Genomic DNA, 14,073 nt, shown 5'->3' with positions numbered 1-14,073 from the left:
CGCTATGCTGCGCGCACAATGGAAAGCCTGCAGGACAAGACACTCGCCGACAACCCGCCGGCGCTGATGCGCAACGCGACGATGAAGCTGACGATCATCGCGCGTCAGCTGCGCGCGCATTTCGACCAGAGCGTGGTGCGGCTGGGCGTCACCCGCTCGCAATGGACGGTGATCGCGGCGGTCGCGCGCTATCCCGGCACCACCCAGCGCCATATCGCCAATCTGCTGGAAATGGCCGAGGCATCGGCCGGACGGCTGATCGACCGGCTCTGTGCCGACGGCCTGCTGGAACGGCGGCAGAAGGATGACGACCGGCGCGCCCATGCCGTGTTCCTGACCGAGCGCGGCCAGGCGATCACCATGCAGCTATCCGGCATCGCGCAGGAGAATGAGGAGGTCGCCTTCGCCGGCTTCTCGGCCGAGGATTTGAAGCGCCTCAACAGCCTGCTCGACACGATTTCGGAAAATATCGTCAAGCCCTGAAGGCCGCCGGCGCCCAGGCGCCCCACCCTTCCCGGACATAAAAAAGGACCGCTCCGGCAAGGAGCGGCCCATTCGCTATCGGCCGGCGCAGGGGAGGCCGCGCCCGGCGATCTCTTAGTGCGCGGTCAGCAGATCCTTCTTCGACAGGCTGGTGGTCAGCTTGCCGTCGGCGGCGGTCAGGCTGGACGCCGGCACGTTCACCATCTTGCCGTTGAGGATGATCTGGGCGTTGCCGTCGGCAGCGACGCGATAAATGGCGGCCAGACGATCGCCGCTGGCGGTGTAGAGCATCTTGCCCTTGTAGTCGGCGGCGGCGGTGGCCGCGCTGATCTGGACGGCTTCGCCAGCAGCAGCGACCTGCGGCAGGGCGGCAGCGGCGAGAGAGAGCGACAGGGCGATCTTGGCGAAACGAGTCATGGCACAACCTCTTCAACTAAAAACTGGTCGGGGAGATATATCCCTTAACACTAAGCTAGGTTAGCTATTGTCTGCGACAATGTCAACCTAGCTTAGTATTTATTTTTGCATGTGCGAACAGCGGCTTGGACAGGCAGACAAAAGGCCGCGTCCATATGGAACGCGGCCTTTTCGCCCAAGGAACGCAGCGCCGGAGATTCAGCGCGGCGGAAAGCGAATCGCGCCGTCGATGCGGAACAGCTGGGCATTGATGTAGCTGTTGCGCGTGATCTCCAGCGCCAGCCCGGCAAATTCCTCGGGCTTTCCAAGGCGCTTGGGGAAGGGGACGCTGTTGTTGAGGCTTTCGTACATGGCCGGATTCATATCCTTGAAACGCAGCATCGGCGGCGTCGCGAAGATGCCCGGCATAATCGCGTTGACGCGAATCCCCAGTTCCATCAGGTCGCGCGCCATCGGCAATACCATACCGTTGACCCCGGCTTTCAGCGAGCCATAGGCGACCTGGCCGACCTGCCCATCCTGCGCCGCAGCACTGGAGGTCAACAGGATGCTGCCGCGTTCGCCATCCTCCAGCGGGTCCAACCCGGCCATGCCGAGCGCCGCGATCGAGGCGATGCGATAGCTGGCGACCAGCACGCCTTCGGCCGAAATCGCATAATCCTGCGTCGACATGCGCTTGAAGCCGCCGGTTTCCTTGTCCTTCGACACGGTCTTGCCGCCCTTCGACACGACCGCGCAATGGACCAGGATGCGTTCCTGCCCCTGCGCCGCCCGCGCCGCGTCGAAACCGGCGAGCACGCTGTCTTCCGACATGATGTCGACCTGGCAGAAGGTGGCGCCGACCTCCGCCGCGATCGCCTGACCGCTATCCTCGTTGATATCGAAGATCGCGACCTTCACGCCGGCTTCGCGCAGCGCCCGCACCGTCGCCAGCCCCAGGCCCGACGCGCCGCCGGTCACCACTGCGGACAGGGAAGAGTCGAGTTTCATGGCATGTCTCCCACATCTGTTTTCGGACCGGCTATGGCACAGCGGCAAGGCGGCTCAAGCCATGGCCCGGCCGACGCCGGCAATATCGCTGCGGCGCTAGGGGGCCGGGGCGCATCGCGATAGCGATAGCAGGCCCGGCGGACTTGCGGCGACCGGCGCAGCTTCTACCCTTTCCCCAACAGGCCGCATCATGCGGCGAATGAGGGGATGGCTGATTTTATGACCCAGGTGATGAAGGGGGTGCGCGTTCTGGAAGTGGCGCAGTTCACCTATGTGCCGGCTGCCGGCGCGATCCTGGCCGACTGGGGCGCGGACGTCATCAAGATTGAACATCCGGTGCGCGGTGACACGCAGCGCGGGTTCCTGAACATGGGCGGGGTGCAGCTCGATCCACTGCGCCATACCCTGTTCGAGCATCCCAATCGCGGCAAGCGCAGTGTCGGCATCGACCTGTCGACGGAGGAAGGCCAGGCCGTGCTCTATGAGCTGGCCAAGAGCGCCGACGTATTCCTGACCAACTATCTTCCCCAGGTGCGGCAGAAGAACAAGTTCGACATCGAGCATATCCGCGCGGTCAATCCGAACATCATCTATGCCCGTGGCAGCGCACTGGGCAACAAGGGGCCGGAGCGTGAGGTGGGCGGCTTCGACGGCACCTGCTTCTGGTCGCGCAGCGGCGTTGCCCATGCGATGACGCCAGAGGAACTGCCCGGCCCGCTGACCCAGGGCATTCCTGCCTTTGGCGATTCCATCGGCGGCATGTTCATTGCCGGCGGCATTTCCGGTGCGCTGTTCCACCGCGAAAAGACCGGCGAGGCGGTCGAACTGGACGTCTCGCTGCTGTCGAGCGCCTGGTGGGCGTCGGGCGCGCTGATCGCGCAGGTGATGGAGACCGACATATTGACCCGCAACGGCATGCCGAGTTCCGGCGGGTCGCTGCGCAACCCCTTCATGGGCAATTTCCGCACCTCGGACGGCGGCACGATCAACCTGTGCATGGTCAGCCCCACCGGCCTGATCGCCGATACCTTCGCCCATGTCGGCGTGCCCGAGGCAGCCGACGATCCGCGCTTCAAGGATGTGCTGGCGCTGATCGAGAATGCCGGCGCGGCGAGCGACATATTGGTCAAGGCCTTCGGTCAGAAGCCCTTCGCCTATTGGCGCGAGCATTTGAAGACGATGAAGGGGCAATGGGCGCCGATCCAGAGCTTCAAGGATCTGCTGACCGACGAGCAGGCGATCGCCAACGACATGATCATCGAAGTGGAGGGCGCCGATGGCGGCGCGCCGCTTCGGCTGGTGCGCGGCCCGGTGCAGTTTGACGGCCAGCCGGTGCAGACCACGCGGTCGCCCCAGGCATCGGAACATACCGAACTGGTGCTGATGGAACTGGGCGTCGAGTGGGACCAGATTGAACAATGGAAGGCCAGCGGCGCTATCGCCTGAAGGGGCGACGTCGGGGGGCTGGAAGGCAGGAATGATATGAAACCGGGTACGAAACTGAAAAGCGCGGTGTGCGACACCGAAGTGATGGTGATCCGCAGCGGCGCCGGCACGATCGAATGCGGCGGCAGCGCCATGGGCGAAGCCAAGCCGGAAGCGGTCGGCACGCCTGCCGCCGATTTCAGCGCCGGCACGCTGATGGGCAAGCGCTATGTCGATCCGGCCGGCAATTTCGAATTGCTGTGCGTCAAGCCGGGCAAGGGCTCGCTGTCGGTCGACGGCGTGGCCCTGAGCCCCAAGGACGCCAAGCCCCTGCCCGCTTCGGACTGACGCGCACCCCATGAACATCGCCCTGTTCCTCGAAATGGCGGCCGATGCCGCGCCCGACCGCATCGGCCTGGTCTGTGACGGCCAGCGCTGGAGCTATGCCCGGCTGCTGGCCGGCGCGCGCGGCGCCGCCGCGCTGATCCGGGACAGTGGCTGCAGCCATGTCGCGCTGCTCGACGAGAGCAGCGAGGCGGCGGCGATGGCGCTGTTCGGCGCGGCGATTGCCGGCGTGCCCTATGTGCCGCTCAACTATCGGCTGGCCGACGCCGACCTCGCCGCGCTGCTGGCACGGATCACCCCGGCGCTGATCGTCGGCGATGTCGCGCGGGTCGAACGGCTCTGCCCCTCGGCCGACAACAAGGTGCTGGCGCGCGCCGATTTCGTGACCGCTGCGCTGGACGCTGCGGCCGATGCGCCGATCGAGGCGGACGAGGGCGATGGCGTCGCCATCCAGCTCTTCACCAGCGGCACGACCGCCGCGCCCAAGGCGGCGATCCTGCGCCACGCCAATCTGGTTTCCTATATATTGGGTACGGTCGAGTTCGGCGCCGCGCCGGAAGAGGATGCCGCGCTGGTGAGCGTGCCGCCCTATCATATTGCCGGCATCGCCGCCCTGCTCAGCTCTATCTATGCGCTGCGCCGCATCCTGCTGCTCCCCGCCTTCGATCCGGCCGCCTGGCTGGACCTGGCGGCGGGCGAGCGGGCGAGCAATGCCTTTGTAGTGCCGACCATGTTGTCGCGCATCATCGAGACTGTCGACAAGGGTGTCCGCCCCGACCTCAGCAATCTGCGCGCGGTCGCCTATGGCGGCGGCAAGATGCCGCTGGAGCTGATCCAGCGCGCGCTCGACCTGTTTCCCGATACCGGCTTCACCAACGCCTATGGCCTGACCGAGACCAGCTCGACCGTCGCCCTGCTGGGACCGGACGAACATCGGGCCGCCCATGTCGCGACCGATCCCGCCGCCCGCGCTCGGCTGACCTCGGTCGGCCGGCCGCTGCCGACGGTCGAGATCGAGATTCGCGACGAGGATGGCCGTTGCCTGCCCGCCGGCGAGCCGGGCGAAATCTATGTTCGCGGCGACCAGGTGTCGGGCGAATATCGCGAGCGCAGCGCGCTCGACGCCGATGGCTGGTTCCCGACCCGCGACGCCGGCTATATCGATGCCGAAGGCTATCTTTTCCTGTCGGGCCGCGCCGACGATGTGATTGTGCGCGGCGGCGAGAATATCTCGCCCGGCGAGATCGAGGATGTGATGCTGGCCCTGCCCGCCATCGCCGAAGCGGCCGCCGTCGCCATCCCGTCCGCCGAATGGGGCGAGGCGGTCGGCCTGATCGTGGTCGTGCGCGACGGGCATGCGGCGCCGGCCGACGAGGAGCTGAAGCAGGTCATCCGCGCCCGGCTGCGTTCTTCGCGAGTGCCCGAGCGCGTGCTCTTTGCTAAGAGCCTGCCCTATAATGAAATGGGCAAACTCCTCCGCCGGGAAATCAAGAAGCTGTTCGCAGCCTGACATGGCTTTCGCCCTGCCGCTCGCCGGCTGGGCCGAGGCGCAATTGCAGGCGATCCGGGCGCTGGCGGGAACGCCGGCGCTGGCCGGGTTGAGCGGCGCGCAACTGCTGGGCGAGCGGGCGGCGCTGAACGGCTTTTCGATACCGGGGCGGCGTTCGGCCGGTGGGGGATGCCGGCTCTACGACACGATCGACGGACAGGTCGCGCTGACCCTGGCACGGGCCGACGACCGGGACTTGATGCCGGCTCTGTTCGGCGATGTCGGCATCGAAAGTGACAGCGATATTGTCACGGCTTTCGCTACTGCGCAGACCAGCGCGATCGTGACACAGGGGCGTCAACTGGGCCTCGCGATCGCGGCGATCGACGAGGTGCCCGCCAGCCCCACCTGCCGCCTGATGGTGACAGGGGGTGAGCGGCCGATGCGCGACGGGCCGCCGCTGGTGATCGACCTGTCGGCGCTCTGGGCCGGGCCGCTGGCCGGGCATCTGCTGGGGCTGGCCGGCGCGCAAGTGATCAAGGTGGAGAGCCGCAACCGGCCCGACCGGATGCGCGCGGGCGATCCGCTGCTGTTCGGGCGGCTGAACCAGCATAAGGCCAATATCGCGATCGACCTGCGCGATACGGAGGATCGGGCGGCGCTGATCGCGCTGATCCGCCGCGCCGACATGGTGATTGCCGCCGCCCGGCCGCGCGCGCTGGCGCAATTGGGGATCGATGCCGATGCGCTGGTGCGTGCGGTGCCGGGGCTGGTCTGGGTGACGATCACCGGCCATGGCGCGGAGGGCGACGCCGCCCACTGGATCGGCTTTGGCGATGATTGCAGCGTCGCCGGCGGGCTGAGCGCCGCATTGCGGCAGGCAAGCGGGCGGATCGGCTTTGGCGGCGATGCCTGCGCCGACCCATTGACCGGAATCCATGCTGCCCACCTGGCGCTGGCACAGTGGCATGGCGGCATGGGCGCGCATCTGATGCTGTCGATGAGCGCCGTGGTGGCCGAGGCGATCGCCTCGGAACGGGCGCGTGACGCGGCCGGCTTTACCGCGACACTGCAACGCTGGGCCGACGCCGAGGGCCTTGCCTTTCCTGCCGTTGCGGCGCGAACCACGGGACCGGTCGCGGCGCTGGGGCAGGATAATGGGGCCTGGCTATGCTGATCCGCGATGCCGAACTATGGGGCAAGGGCCGGGCCGACCTGCGCATCGCCGAGGGACGGATTGCGGCAATCGGCACGCTTGCCGCTTTACCCGGCGAGGCCGTGGTAGACGCCCTTGGCGGCGCCCTGCTGCCCGGCCTGCACGACCATCATATTCATCTCGCCGCCCATGCGGTCGCCCGCGCCTCGCTGCCCTGCGGGCCGCCGGCCGTGACCAGCGAAGCCGATCTGGCCGCCGCGCTGGCACAGCCGGGCGAGGGCTGGCTGCGCGGCATCGGCTATCATGAGAGCGTCGCCGGCCTGCCCGATGCGTTGACGATCGACCGTTGGCAGGCCGAGCGACCGGTGCGCATCCAGCATCGGTCGGGGCGCATGTGGCTGCTCAACAGCCGGGCATTGGATCTGCTGCTAGCACTGGATGCGCCGCCGCCGGGGCTGGAGCGGATCGACGGGCGCTGGACCGGACGCTTGTTCGACGAGGATGGCTGGCTGCGCCGGGTGCTGGGCGGCACGCCGCCGGCCCTCGACACGGTGGGGCACGAACTGGCGCGCCATGGCGTCACCGGCGTTACCGACATGTCGCCCGGCAACGATGGCGCAAGCCTGCGCTACTTCGCCGCCGAGCGAGGGACCGGTCGCCTGCCCCAGCATCTGGTTGCCGCCGGCACGCTGACGCTGGGTGACGCACCGCCGCCGCCCGGCATCGCGATCGGCCCGGCCAAGCTACATCTGCATGAAAATGCCCTGCCCGACTTCGACCAGTGCGTCGCTTTCCTGCGCGCCGCGCATGAGCAGGGCCGGGCGATCGCCAGCCATTGCACGACCGAGACCGAACTGGTCTTCACCCTCGCCGCGCTGGCACAGGCCGGCGCGCGGCCGGGCGACCGGATCGAACATGCCGGCATCACCCCCGATGCGCTACTGGAGCAGATGATCGAATTGGGCGTGCAGGTGGTGAGCCAGCCGCATTTCATCGCCGAGCGCGGCGATCAGTATCTGCGCGATGTCGAACCGCGCGAGCGGCCCTTGCTCTATCGGTTGGGCGCCTTTGCCCGCGCCGGGCTGGTGCTGGCGGCGGGCAGCGACGCGCCCTATGGCGTTGCCGATCCTTGGGCGGCGATGCGCGCGGCGGTGTCGCGCGAAACGGCTGGTGGTGCGGTCATCGGGCAGGACGAGGCGCTGACGCCCGAGGCGGCGCTCGCCCTCTATCTCGCCGATCCGCTAGATTTGCGCCAGCAGCGTGCGGTCGCGGTCGGGTCGCCGGCCGACCTGTGCCTGCTGGATCGCTCCTGGGCGCAGGCACGGGACCGCCTGCGGGCGGAAGATGTCGCGATGACGTGGATCGCCGGATCAGTCGTCCATGATCGTGTCGACCAGACCCCAGCCTAGGGCCGTGCGGGCGTTGATCCGCTTGCCCGAGAGGATCATCAGCGCCGCACGTTGACGCCCGATCCGTCGGCTGAGCGAGACGCATCCGCCCGCGCCAGGGATGATCCCCATCGCCAGTTCGGGCAGATGGAACCAGGCGTCGGCGCTGGCTGTGATGTGCCCGGCAAAGGCCGCCATTTCGAGGCCCGATCCGACACAGCCACCCTGGACATGGAGCGACAGCCGATCGGCGCAGCGCAGCAGCGCATGGGCCGGCAATGTCTGCATCCTGATATCATGGGCGGCGGCAGGATCGCGCGTGGTGCCGAATTCGCTGAGGTCCGCCCCGGTGCAGAAACTGCGGCCCGCGCCGCGCAGGCTGACATGGGTGATGTCAGGATCGAGCGCGGCAATGTCGAACGCCGCGCGCAGCCCGTCGCGCAGATCGCGGTCGATGGCATTATGGGCATCGGGCCGATCGATCAGGATCGCCAGCCGGTCGCCGTGCCGATCCACGCTGATGGTGCCGGGCGATTGCATCGGCGCAGGGACTTGCGCGGCCAGCCAGCGGGCATGGCCGGCGCTGCCCTGAAGCAGACCATAAGCGAGCGATTCCGCGACCAGCGCCTGGGTCGGGTCCAGCCCGTCGATCAGCCGCAGCAATTGCACCAGCACCCGCGCCGCTTCCGGCTGAGCCGCGATCTGCTGCGTGATCGCATTGAGCGAGACCGGCAGTTCGATCAGCGCATCAAGCCGGGACGCGAGCGGATGGGTTGGATCGCCGATCCCCAACAGGGGAAAGGGCGGCAGGTGCAACGGCGCATCGCTGTGCGGCGCCCGGTCGAGATCGACCAGCCCATAGGGCTGCGCCGCCCCGGCCCAGGGAAGGGTCAGGCCATCGGGGTCGATCAGGGCGGCAGGGCCGGGCATGGGTGGCAGGGTAGGACCGGGCCGAAGCGCGGCAAAGGCGGACGCAGCACTGATCGCCACGGCGTTGCGGACAATGGCTGACCAGCGCCGCGCCCTGCCGCAATATCGCGCCATGGAGACGGATCATCCCAGTCTGCGCGCGCTCGCCGCCGCCGCCCTGCAACGGCCGGCCGATCAGGCAGCGATCCTTTATGAGGGCGAATGGATCGCTTGGGGAACGCTGTGCGCGGTAGCCGAGGAGATTGATGCGGCACTGGATGCGAGCGGCATTGCCCCGGACGCCCCGGTCGCCTTCGTCGCGCGCAATCGGCCGGCGGCGCTCGCCGCGCTGCTGGGCCTGATTGCGCAGGGGCGGACGATCCGCATGATCTATGCCTTTCAGTCGGACGCCGCGATCGCCCGCGACCTGACGCGGATGGCCCCCGCTGCGCTGGTCGCCTTTGTCGAGGATATCGGGCCGGAGATCCGGACGGTGCTGGCCGCCGAAGGCATCGCGGCAGTCGTGATCGACGGCATGGCCGCCGCTGCCCTGCCGGGTCATGAATATGCCTCGCCAAAAGTTCAGCAGCGCCACGGCCCTGCCGCGCCGCAGATCGAGATATTGACCAGCGGCACCACCGGACCGCCGAAAAGTTTCGCCATACCCTATGCGCTGCTGGAACGGCATTTCCTCTCGACCCCGCTGACCCGGCAACAGGCGGACAATCCCCAGGCCGCACCGCCCTTCCTACTCTATTTTCCGCTCGGCAACATCACCGGCCTCTATTCGACGCTGCCGATGCTGCTGCGCGGACAGCGGGTCGAGTTGCTGGAGCGCTTCTCGCTCGCTGCCTGGCATGCCCATGTGCGGCGCTGGCGGCCCAGCCATGGCGGCCTGCCCCCGGCCAGCGTGCAGGCGGTGCTGGACGCTGACTTACCGGTCGAAGACCTCGCTTCCCTGCGCGCGATCGGCTGCGGCGCGGCGCCGCTCGATCCCGGCGTGCAGCAGGCGTTCGAGGCGCGCTACGGCATTCCCATCCTGCTCTCCTATGGCGCTACCGAGTTCGCCGGCCCGGTAGCGTCGATGACCGCCGCGCTCCATGCCGAATGGGGATCTCGCAAGATCGGGTCGGTCGGCCGCGCCATGCCGGGCGCACAGTTGCGCATCGTCGATCCAGACAGCGGCATCCCGTTGCCGCCCAACAGTGAAGGTCTGCTGGAAGTCATTGCGCCGCGAATTGGCCCGGACTGGATTCGCACGTCCGACATCGCGCTGATCGATGCCGATGATTTCCTGTTCCTGCGCGGCCGGGCGGACGGCGCGATCATTCGCGGCGGCTTCAAATTGCTGCCCGAGTCGATCGAACGCGCACTGATGCTGCACCCCGCCGTCGCCGAAGCGGCGGTGACAGGCATGGCGGACCACCGGCTGGGGCAAGTGCCGGCGGCTGCGATCCGGCTTCACGCCGATTTTGCTGCACCTGCGATCGCAGCATTGGAAACGCATGTGCGCCAGCATCTTCCTGCCACCCATGTTCCGGTAAAATGGCTGTTCGTCAGGGACTTGCCGCGCACCCCGTCGCTCAAGACCGATCGCCGCGCGCTGCAGGCGCTGTTTGCGAATATGTCGCCGGAAACGGAGAATGAGACAGAGAATATCACATAAACGAGGGTATCTCATTTTCTGTTGACAGCCTCCCGGCGTTAGTGAACAACCATGTTCAATAACGAAGGAGAGGAACCATGGCTCTGATCGAGTCCCATAAGCCGAGGGTAGCCAAGACCGAGTCCAACAAGGCGAAGATCGCCAAGCGCGTGGTCGAGGTACTGGAATTTTTCGACGAGGATCATCCGCAGGCGACGGTGATGGACATTGTCCGTCGCTTCGACCGCCCGCAGTCGAGCACGTCCGAATTGCTGTCGAGCCTGGTCGATCTGGGCCTGCTCCACAAGGATCCCGGTTCGCGCGCCTATTCGCCGACCCCGCGCGCCGCGATGCTGGGTGCCGCGATCCAGCCGCGCATGGTGCGCGATGGCGTCCTCAACGGCCTGATCGATCGCCTGTCGGCCCAGACCGGCCTTGGCATTGCCGTGTTCGGCATGGTCGGCCTCAACATCCAGATCGTTCACTGGCGCGCCGGCAAGAAGGCGCTGCGCACCTCGGCCAATAACGGCCTGGCCGGTGGCCGCCAGGAACGGCTGACCGACTCCGCCGCCGGTCTGCTGATGCTGTCGACCGTGCAGCAGCCGCGCCGCGACGGCCTGATCCGTCGCCTCAATGCCGAAGCGCCGCAGGAGCGCAAGTTCGTCTTCGCCGATGTCGCCAGCCAGGTGCAGCGCTGCCGTGACGAGGGCCATATCAGCGGCTTTGCCGGCTTTGGCTCGATCGCCGACGTCACCGCCATGCTGCTGCCCCACATGCCCGACGGCCAGCCGCTGGCGATCGGCTTCGTCTATGAACCGTCCGACCAGATCGACGCCGCCGGCCTGCAGCGCACGCTCAGCGAAGCGGTCCGCCGCTCGGTCGAGGAACAGTCGCCGGCCGCCTCCGTCCAGCCGATCTTCGAATCCGCCAGCTGGCAGGGCGCGCTGGAGGTGAAGCATGGCTGATGTGAAGGACAAGGACGTCGCCGACGCCCAGGCCGCGCGCAAATATTGGTCGGCCGAAGGCTATACCGAAGGCGGCGTCATCCGCGAGGTTGACTACAGCACCCAGTCGGGCGGACTCGACCCGTCGCTGGCCGGCATCAAGATCGTCGATACCGACACCCATATCACCGAGGCGCCCGACCTCTTCACTTCGCGCGCGCCGGCCAAGTACAAGGCCAAGGTGCCCTATGTGAAGCAGGACGCCGACGGGGTCGAACGCTGGTATGTGGGCGACCGCAATTTCGGATCGATGGGCGGCAACGTCATCCGCGCCGACAATAACAAGCTGCTCGGCCGCCTGGCCTTCCCCAAACTGGCGCAGGCGCATCCGGGCGGGCATCTGATCAAGGAGCGGCTGCAGGCGATGGACGATATGGGCATCTATGCCCAGATCGGCTTCCAGAATTCGGGCGTGACCCAGGCCGGATCGCTGATGTCGCTGGGCGACCCCGACCTCGCGGTCGCGATCATCCAGATGTATAATGACGCCTCGGCCGAATATCAGCAGGTGTCGGGCGAGCGCATCTTCAACATGGCCCATCTGCCCTTCTGGGACCAGAAGGCGATGGAAGCCGAAGCGCGGCGCTGCGTCGACATGGGCCTGCGCGGCTTCGTGCTGCCCGATACGCCCGAACGCGTCGGCGTGCCGAGCTTCCTGCATGATTATTGGACGCCCTTCCTGGAAATGTGCGAGGCCGAAGGCCTGCCGCTCAATTTCCATCTCAATGCGGCGATCGACCCCAATACGCTCACCTGGGACGGCTTCGGCTTTGAACAGACGCTGTCGGTGGTCGCCACCATGTTCTCGATCGGCAATGCCGCGACGCTGGGCAACTGGATGGTGTCGGGTCGCCTGGACCGTCATCCCAAGCTGAAGATCGGCCTGATCGAGAGCGGCGCGGGCTGGGTGCCCTTCGCGATCGAGGCGCTGGAGCATCAGTTCGACGAAATGCTGCCGAGCAAGGTCGGCCTGCTCAACAAGCGGCCGTGGGAATATTTCCGCGACCATTTCTGGGTCACCTTCTGGTTCGAGAAGGTCGCGCCCAAGCTGCTGCTGGAAACGATCGGCGTCGACAAGGTCATGTTCGAAACCGATTTCCCGCATCCGACCTCGCTCTATCCGGGCGTGCAGGCGCATCTGACCGATGTGCTGGGCGGCTATGACTTTGCAGTGAAGAAGAAGGTGCTGCAGGACAATGCGGTGAACCTCTACAAGCTGCCTTTCTGAGGGGCGCAATCCGGATGAAAACGGAAAGGGGCGCTCCTGCCGGGAGCGCCCCTTTCCATTGGAGGGCGGTCGTCGAAGACAGTCATTGGTGAAAATGGAGACGCGACAGCGCTCCGCCGCCAGACAGATGATCGGCGGCGAAGGGCCATGATCGCGGCAATGTCGGTCAGTCCAGCGGCTTTGGTGCGCCCGTCCCCATGTAGCGGGACAGGTTATAATGCAGGCTGGCCACCGCCCGCTCCATATAGGGGTTGGGCTGGGTGCCGCGGAAGCCGACATTCTTCATGCCCTGCTGCACCGCCTGCATATTGGTGAAATCCTGTTGCAGCACCGGCGGCCATTGTTCCGCGCTGGTATATTCCCATTCGGTGGCCGGCGTTTCCGCGTCCGGGAAGAGTTCATAGACTGCCGCCTCGAAAATGCACTTGTCCGGGTCCGCGCCATAGGGGCGCGCCGAATAGCAGAGCATATTGTTGACGGCATGGCCGATCTGGAAATTGGGGAAGATCTGCCAGGCGGTGCCGCTTTTCGCCGTATGGGCGGGTTCGACCACCGGCCAGAAGACGCCACGCTTCTCGTCATCGGCGCGCGCCGTGGCGAGCCAGTGCTGCAGCACCTGCGGCGCGGGGGTGCCCTCGGGCAGTTCGTCCTTCAGCCGCTGGGCGGCGGCGACCAATGTCATGGTGGTGTTGGTATTGGCATTTTCCCAGGTGAAAAGTTGCATTTCCGCCGTCGACAGGCGCGGGTCTTCGCCCGATCCGATGCGCAGCTTGGCCTGATTCTCGTCCATATTCTTGGGCGCTTCATAGCCGATATTGGTGTGCAGCCCATGTTTGCGCGCCCAGCCGCGAAATTCGCCGAAGGCGTTGAATTCGGGGTGGGTGGTCTGGACATGATAGGTCTCGCTGAACGCCTCCATCGCGACCTTCCAGTTGCAGTCGAAGATGATCCATTTGCGCCAGCGATAGCGCATATTCTGAAGGCCGAAGGGATCGAGCATGTCGGGCACGACGCCCAGATAGTCGGCGAGCGGGCCGCAATCGGGATCGAGGTTGATCCACGCCCAGCCGCCCCAACTATCGACGCTGACCTTGCCGAGCGCGGTACGCTGTGCCGTCAGCTTGCCCTGCCAGTCATCGGCATGGTTGGCGAAGGCGCATTGGCCCTGGCGGTCGAAGGTCCAGCCATGGAAGCCACAGATGATCGACTTGCGGTTGCCCCGCGCGTTGCGCTGGCCTGCGGGCGTATCGATCAGGCGGCGGCCGCGATGCGGGCAGACATTATGATAGGCGCTCAGCTCATCCGGCCCGGTGCGCATGATGATGACCGAATCTTCGAGAATGTCATAGGTGACGAAATCGCCAACCTCGGGAATATCCTCCAGCCGGGCCGCCTGCAGCCAGACCTTGCGCCACAGCCGGTCCTGCTCGGCGCGGGCATAATCCTTGGACACATAGGCTTCGACCGGGACGACGACCGGCTCGATCAGATCCTCGCCGGGCGTGCCGATGCTGCTGATCTCGTTCATGGCCTATTCCTTCTCCATTTCACCCTTTTGCCACGCCCGCGTCACCCGGACTTGACGATTTCAGAC

The 14,073-nt window shown here is 66.4% G+C and carries 13 protein-coding genes; 9 read left to right on the top strand and 4 right to left on the bottom strand.

The features are described from left to right. Positions 1–18: 18 nt before the first annotated feature. Complete coding sequence (locus ACUCV3_RS16420; protein ID WP_004209468.1) at positions 19–483, top strand: MarR family winged helix-turn-helix transcriptional regulator; 465 nt, start codon at positions 19–21, stop codon at positions 481–483. Between the two features lie 114 nt (positions 484–597). Here the strand turns inward: ACUCV3_RS16420 and ACUCV3_RS16415 are convergent, their stop codons facing one another. Next, positions 598–900 carry a hypothetical protein gene (locus ACUCV3_RS16415; RefSeq protein ID WP_004209466.1) on the bottom strand — a complete coding sequence of 101 codons (303 nt, stop codon included), beginning with the start codon at positions 898–900 and terminating at the stop codon, positions 598–600. A gap of 198 nt (positions 901–1,098) precedes the next feature. Beyond that, positions 1,099–1,890, bottom strand: coding sequence for an SDR family oxidoreductase (locus ACUCV3_RS16410; RefSeq protein ID WP_279727338.1), 792 nt, complete (start codon positions 1,888–1,890; stop codon positions 1,099–1,101). A gap of 219 nt (positions 1,891–2,109) precedes the next feature. Here ACUCV3_RS16410 and ACUCV3_RS16405 point away from each other — a divergent pair, with 219 nt between their 5' ends. Genes ACUCV3_RS16405 through ACUCV3_RS16385 form a run of 5 tightly spaced genes read left to right on the top strand, consistent with a single transcriptional unit; the run spans position 2,110 to position 7,714 of the window. Beyond that, positions 2,110–3,336, top strand: coding sequence for a CaiB/BaiF CoA transferase family protein (locus ACUCV3_RS16405; RefSeq protein ID WP_279727419.1), 1,227 nt, complete (start codon positions 2,110–2,112; stop codon positions 3,334–3,336). Positions 3,337–3,372: 36 nt separating this feature from the next. Next, positions 3,373–3,663, top strand: coding sequence for a hypothetical protein (locus ACUCV3_RS16400; protein WP_037508179.1), 291 nt, complete (start codon positions 3,373–3,375; stop codon positions 3,661–3,663). 10 nt (positions 3,664–3,673) lie between these two features. Continuing rightward, positions 3,674–5,170, top strand: a complete 1,497-nt coding sequence (locus ACUCV3_RS16395; RefSeq protein WP_279727337.1) for a class I adenylate-forming enzyme family protein — start codon at positions 3,674–3,676, stop codon at positions 5,168–5,170. Position 5,171: 1 nt separating this feature from the next. After that, positions 5,172–6,326, top strand: coding sequence for a CoA transferase (locus ACUCV3_RS16390; protein WP_279727336.1), 1,155 nt, complete (start codon positions 5,172–5,174; stop codon positions 6,324–6,326). Continuing rightward, on the top strand, positions 6,320–7,714 hold the full coding sequence (locus ACUCV3_RS16385) for an amidohydrolase family protein (RefSeq protein ID WP_279727335.1): 1,395 nt from the start codon (positions 6,320–6,322) through the stop codon (positions 7,712–7,714). Before ACUCV3_RS16390 ends, ACUCV3_RS16385 begins: the two co-directional genes overlap by 7 nt. Here the strand turns inward: ACUCV3_RS16385 and ACUCV3_RS16380 are convergent. Next, on the bottom strand, positions 7,676–8,623 hold the full coding sequence (locus ACUCV3_RS16380; RefSeq protein ID WP_482240895.1) for an enoyl-CoA hydratase/isomerase family protein: 948 nt from the start codon (positions 8,621–8,623) through the stop codon (positions 7,676–7,678). The genes ACUCV3_RS16385 and ACUCV3_RS16380 overlap by 39 nt on opposite strands. 73 nt (positions 8,624–8,696) lie before the next feature. On the opposite strand from ACUCV3_RS16380, the gene ACUCV3_RS16375 reads away from it, so the two are divergent. The 3 genes from ACUCV3_RS16375 to ACUCV3_RS16365 all read left to right on the top strand — a co-directional run bounded on the left by ACUCV3_RS16375 (position 8,697) and on the right by ACUCV3_RS16365 (position 12,479). Further along, positions 8,697–10,268: a class I adenylate-forming enzyme family protein gene (locus ACUCV3_RS16375; protein ID WP_482240894.1), complete on the top strand. Its 1,572-nt coding sequence runs from the start codon at positions 8,697–8,699 to the stop codon at positions 10,266–10,268. A 77-nt stretch (positions 10,269–10,345) separates the two neighbouring features. Continuing rightward, positions 10,346–11,212, top strand: coding sequence for a helix-turn-helix domain-containing protein (locus ACUCV3_RS16370; protein WP_278983936.1), 867 nt, complete (start codon positions 10,346–10,348; stop codon positions 11,210–11,212). After that, positions 11,205–12,479, top strand: coding sequence for an amidohydrolase family protein (locus ACUCV3_RS16365; protein ID WP_037508167.1), 1,275 nt, complete (start codon positions 11,205–11,207; stop codon positions 12,477–12,479). Before ACUCV3_RS16370 ends, ACUCV3_RS16365 begins: the two co-directional genes overlap by 8 nt. 166 nt (positions 12,480–12,645) lie before the next feature. Here ACUCV3_RS16365 and ACUCV3_RS16360 read toward each other — a convergent pair whose 3' ends face one another. Further along, entirely contained in the window at positions 12,646–14,007 is a 1,362-nt protein-coding gene (locus ACUCV3_RS16360; protein ID WP_482240893.1) for an aromatic ring-hydroxylating oxygenase subunit alpha, read from the bottom strand. Positions 14,008–14,073 lie beyond the last annotated feature (66 nt).

Source organism: Sphingobium sp. VMM (assembly GCF_056790315.1).
The sequence above is the reverse complement of the archived record's forward strand: the minus strand, read 5'-3'. Positions and strand labels throughout refer to the sequence as shown.

Bases quoted from the DNA above. Each gene is read 5' to 3' on its own strand.
- ACUCV3_RS16420 (WP_004209468.1), top strand. From the start codon at position 19: ATGGAAAGCCTGCAGGACAAGACACTCGCCGACAACCCGCCGGCGCTG.
- ACUCV3_RS16385 (WP_279727335.1), top strand. From the start codon at position 6,320: ATGCTGATCCGCGATGCCGAACTATGGGGCAAGGGCCGGGCCGACCTG.
- ACUCV3_RS16400 (WP_037508179.1), top strand. From the start codon at position 3,373: ATGAAACCGGGTACGAAACTGAAAAGCGCGGTGTGCGACACCGAAGTG.
- ACUCV3_RS16405 (WP_279727419.1), top strand. From the start codon at position 2,110: ATGACCCAGGTGATGAAGGGGGTGCGCGTTCTGGAAGTGGCGCAGTTC.
- ACUCV3_RS16410 (WP_279727338.1), bottom strand. From the start codon at position 1,890: ATGAAACTCGACTCTTCCCTGTCCGCAGTGGTGACCGGCGGCGCGTCG.
- ACUCV3_RS16395 (WP_279727337.1), top strand. From the start codon at position 3,674: ATGAACATCGCCCTGTTCCTCGAAATGGCGGCCGATGCCGCGCCCGAC.
- ACUCV3_RS16375 (WP_482240894.1), top strand. From the start codon at position 8,697: ATGGCTGACCAGCGCCGCGCCCTGCCGCAATATCGCGCCATGGAGACG.
- ACUCV3_RS16370 (WP_278983936.1), top strand. From the start codon at position 10,346: ATGGCTCTGATCGAGTCCCATAAGCCGAGGGTAGCCAAGACCGAGTCC.
- ACUCV3_RS16365 (WP_037508167.1), top strand. From the start codon at position 11,205: ATGGCTGATGTGAAGGACAAGGACGTCGCCGACGCCCAGGCCGCGCGC.
- ACUCV3_RS16360 (WP_482240893.1), bottom strand. From the start codon at position 14,007: ATGAACGAGATCAGCAGCATCGGCACGCCCGGCGAGGATCTGATCGAG.
- ACUCV3_RS16390 (WP_279727336.1), top strand. From the start codon at position 5,172: ATGGCTTTCGCCCTGCCGCTCGCCGGCTGGGCCGAGGCGCAATTGCAG.
- ACUCV3_RS16415 (WP_004209466.1), bottom strand. From the start codon at position 900: ATGACTCGTTTCGCCAAGATCGCCCTGTCGCTCTCTCTCGCCGCTGCC.
- ACUCV3_RS16380 (WP_482240895.1), bottom strand. From the start codon at position 8,623: ATGCCCGGCCCTGCCGCCCTGATCGACCCCGATGGCCTGACCCTTCCC.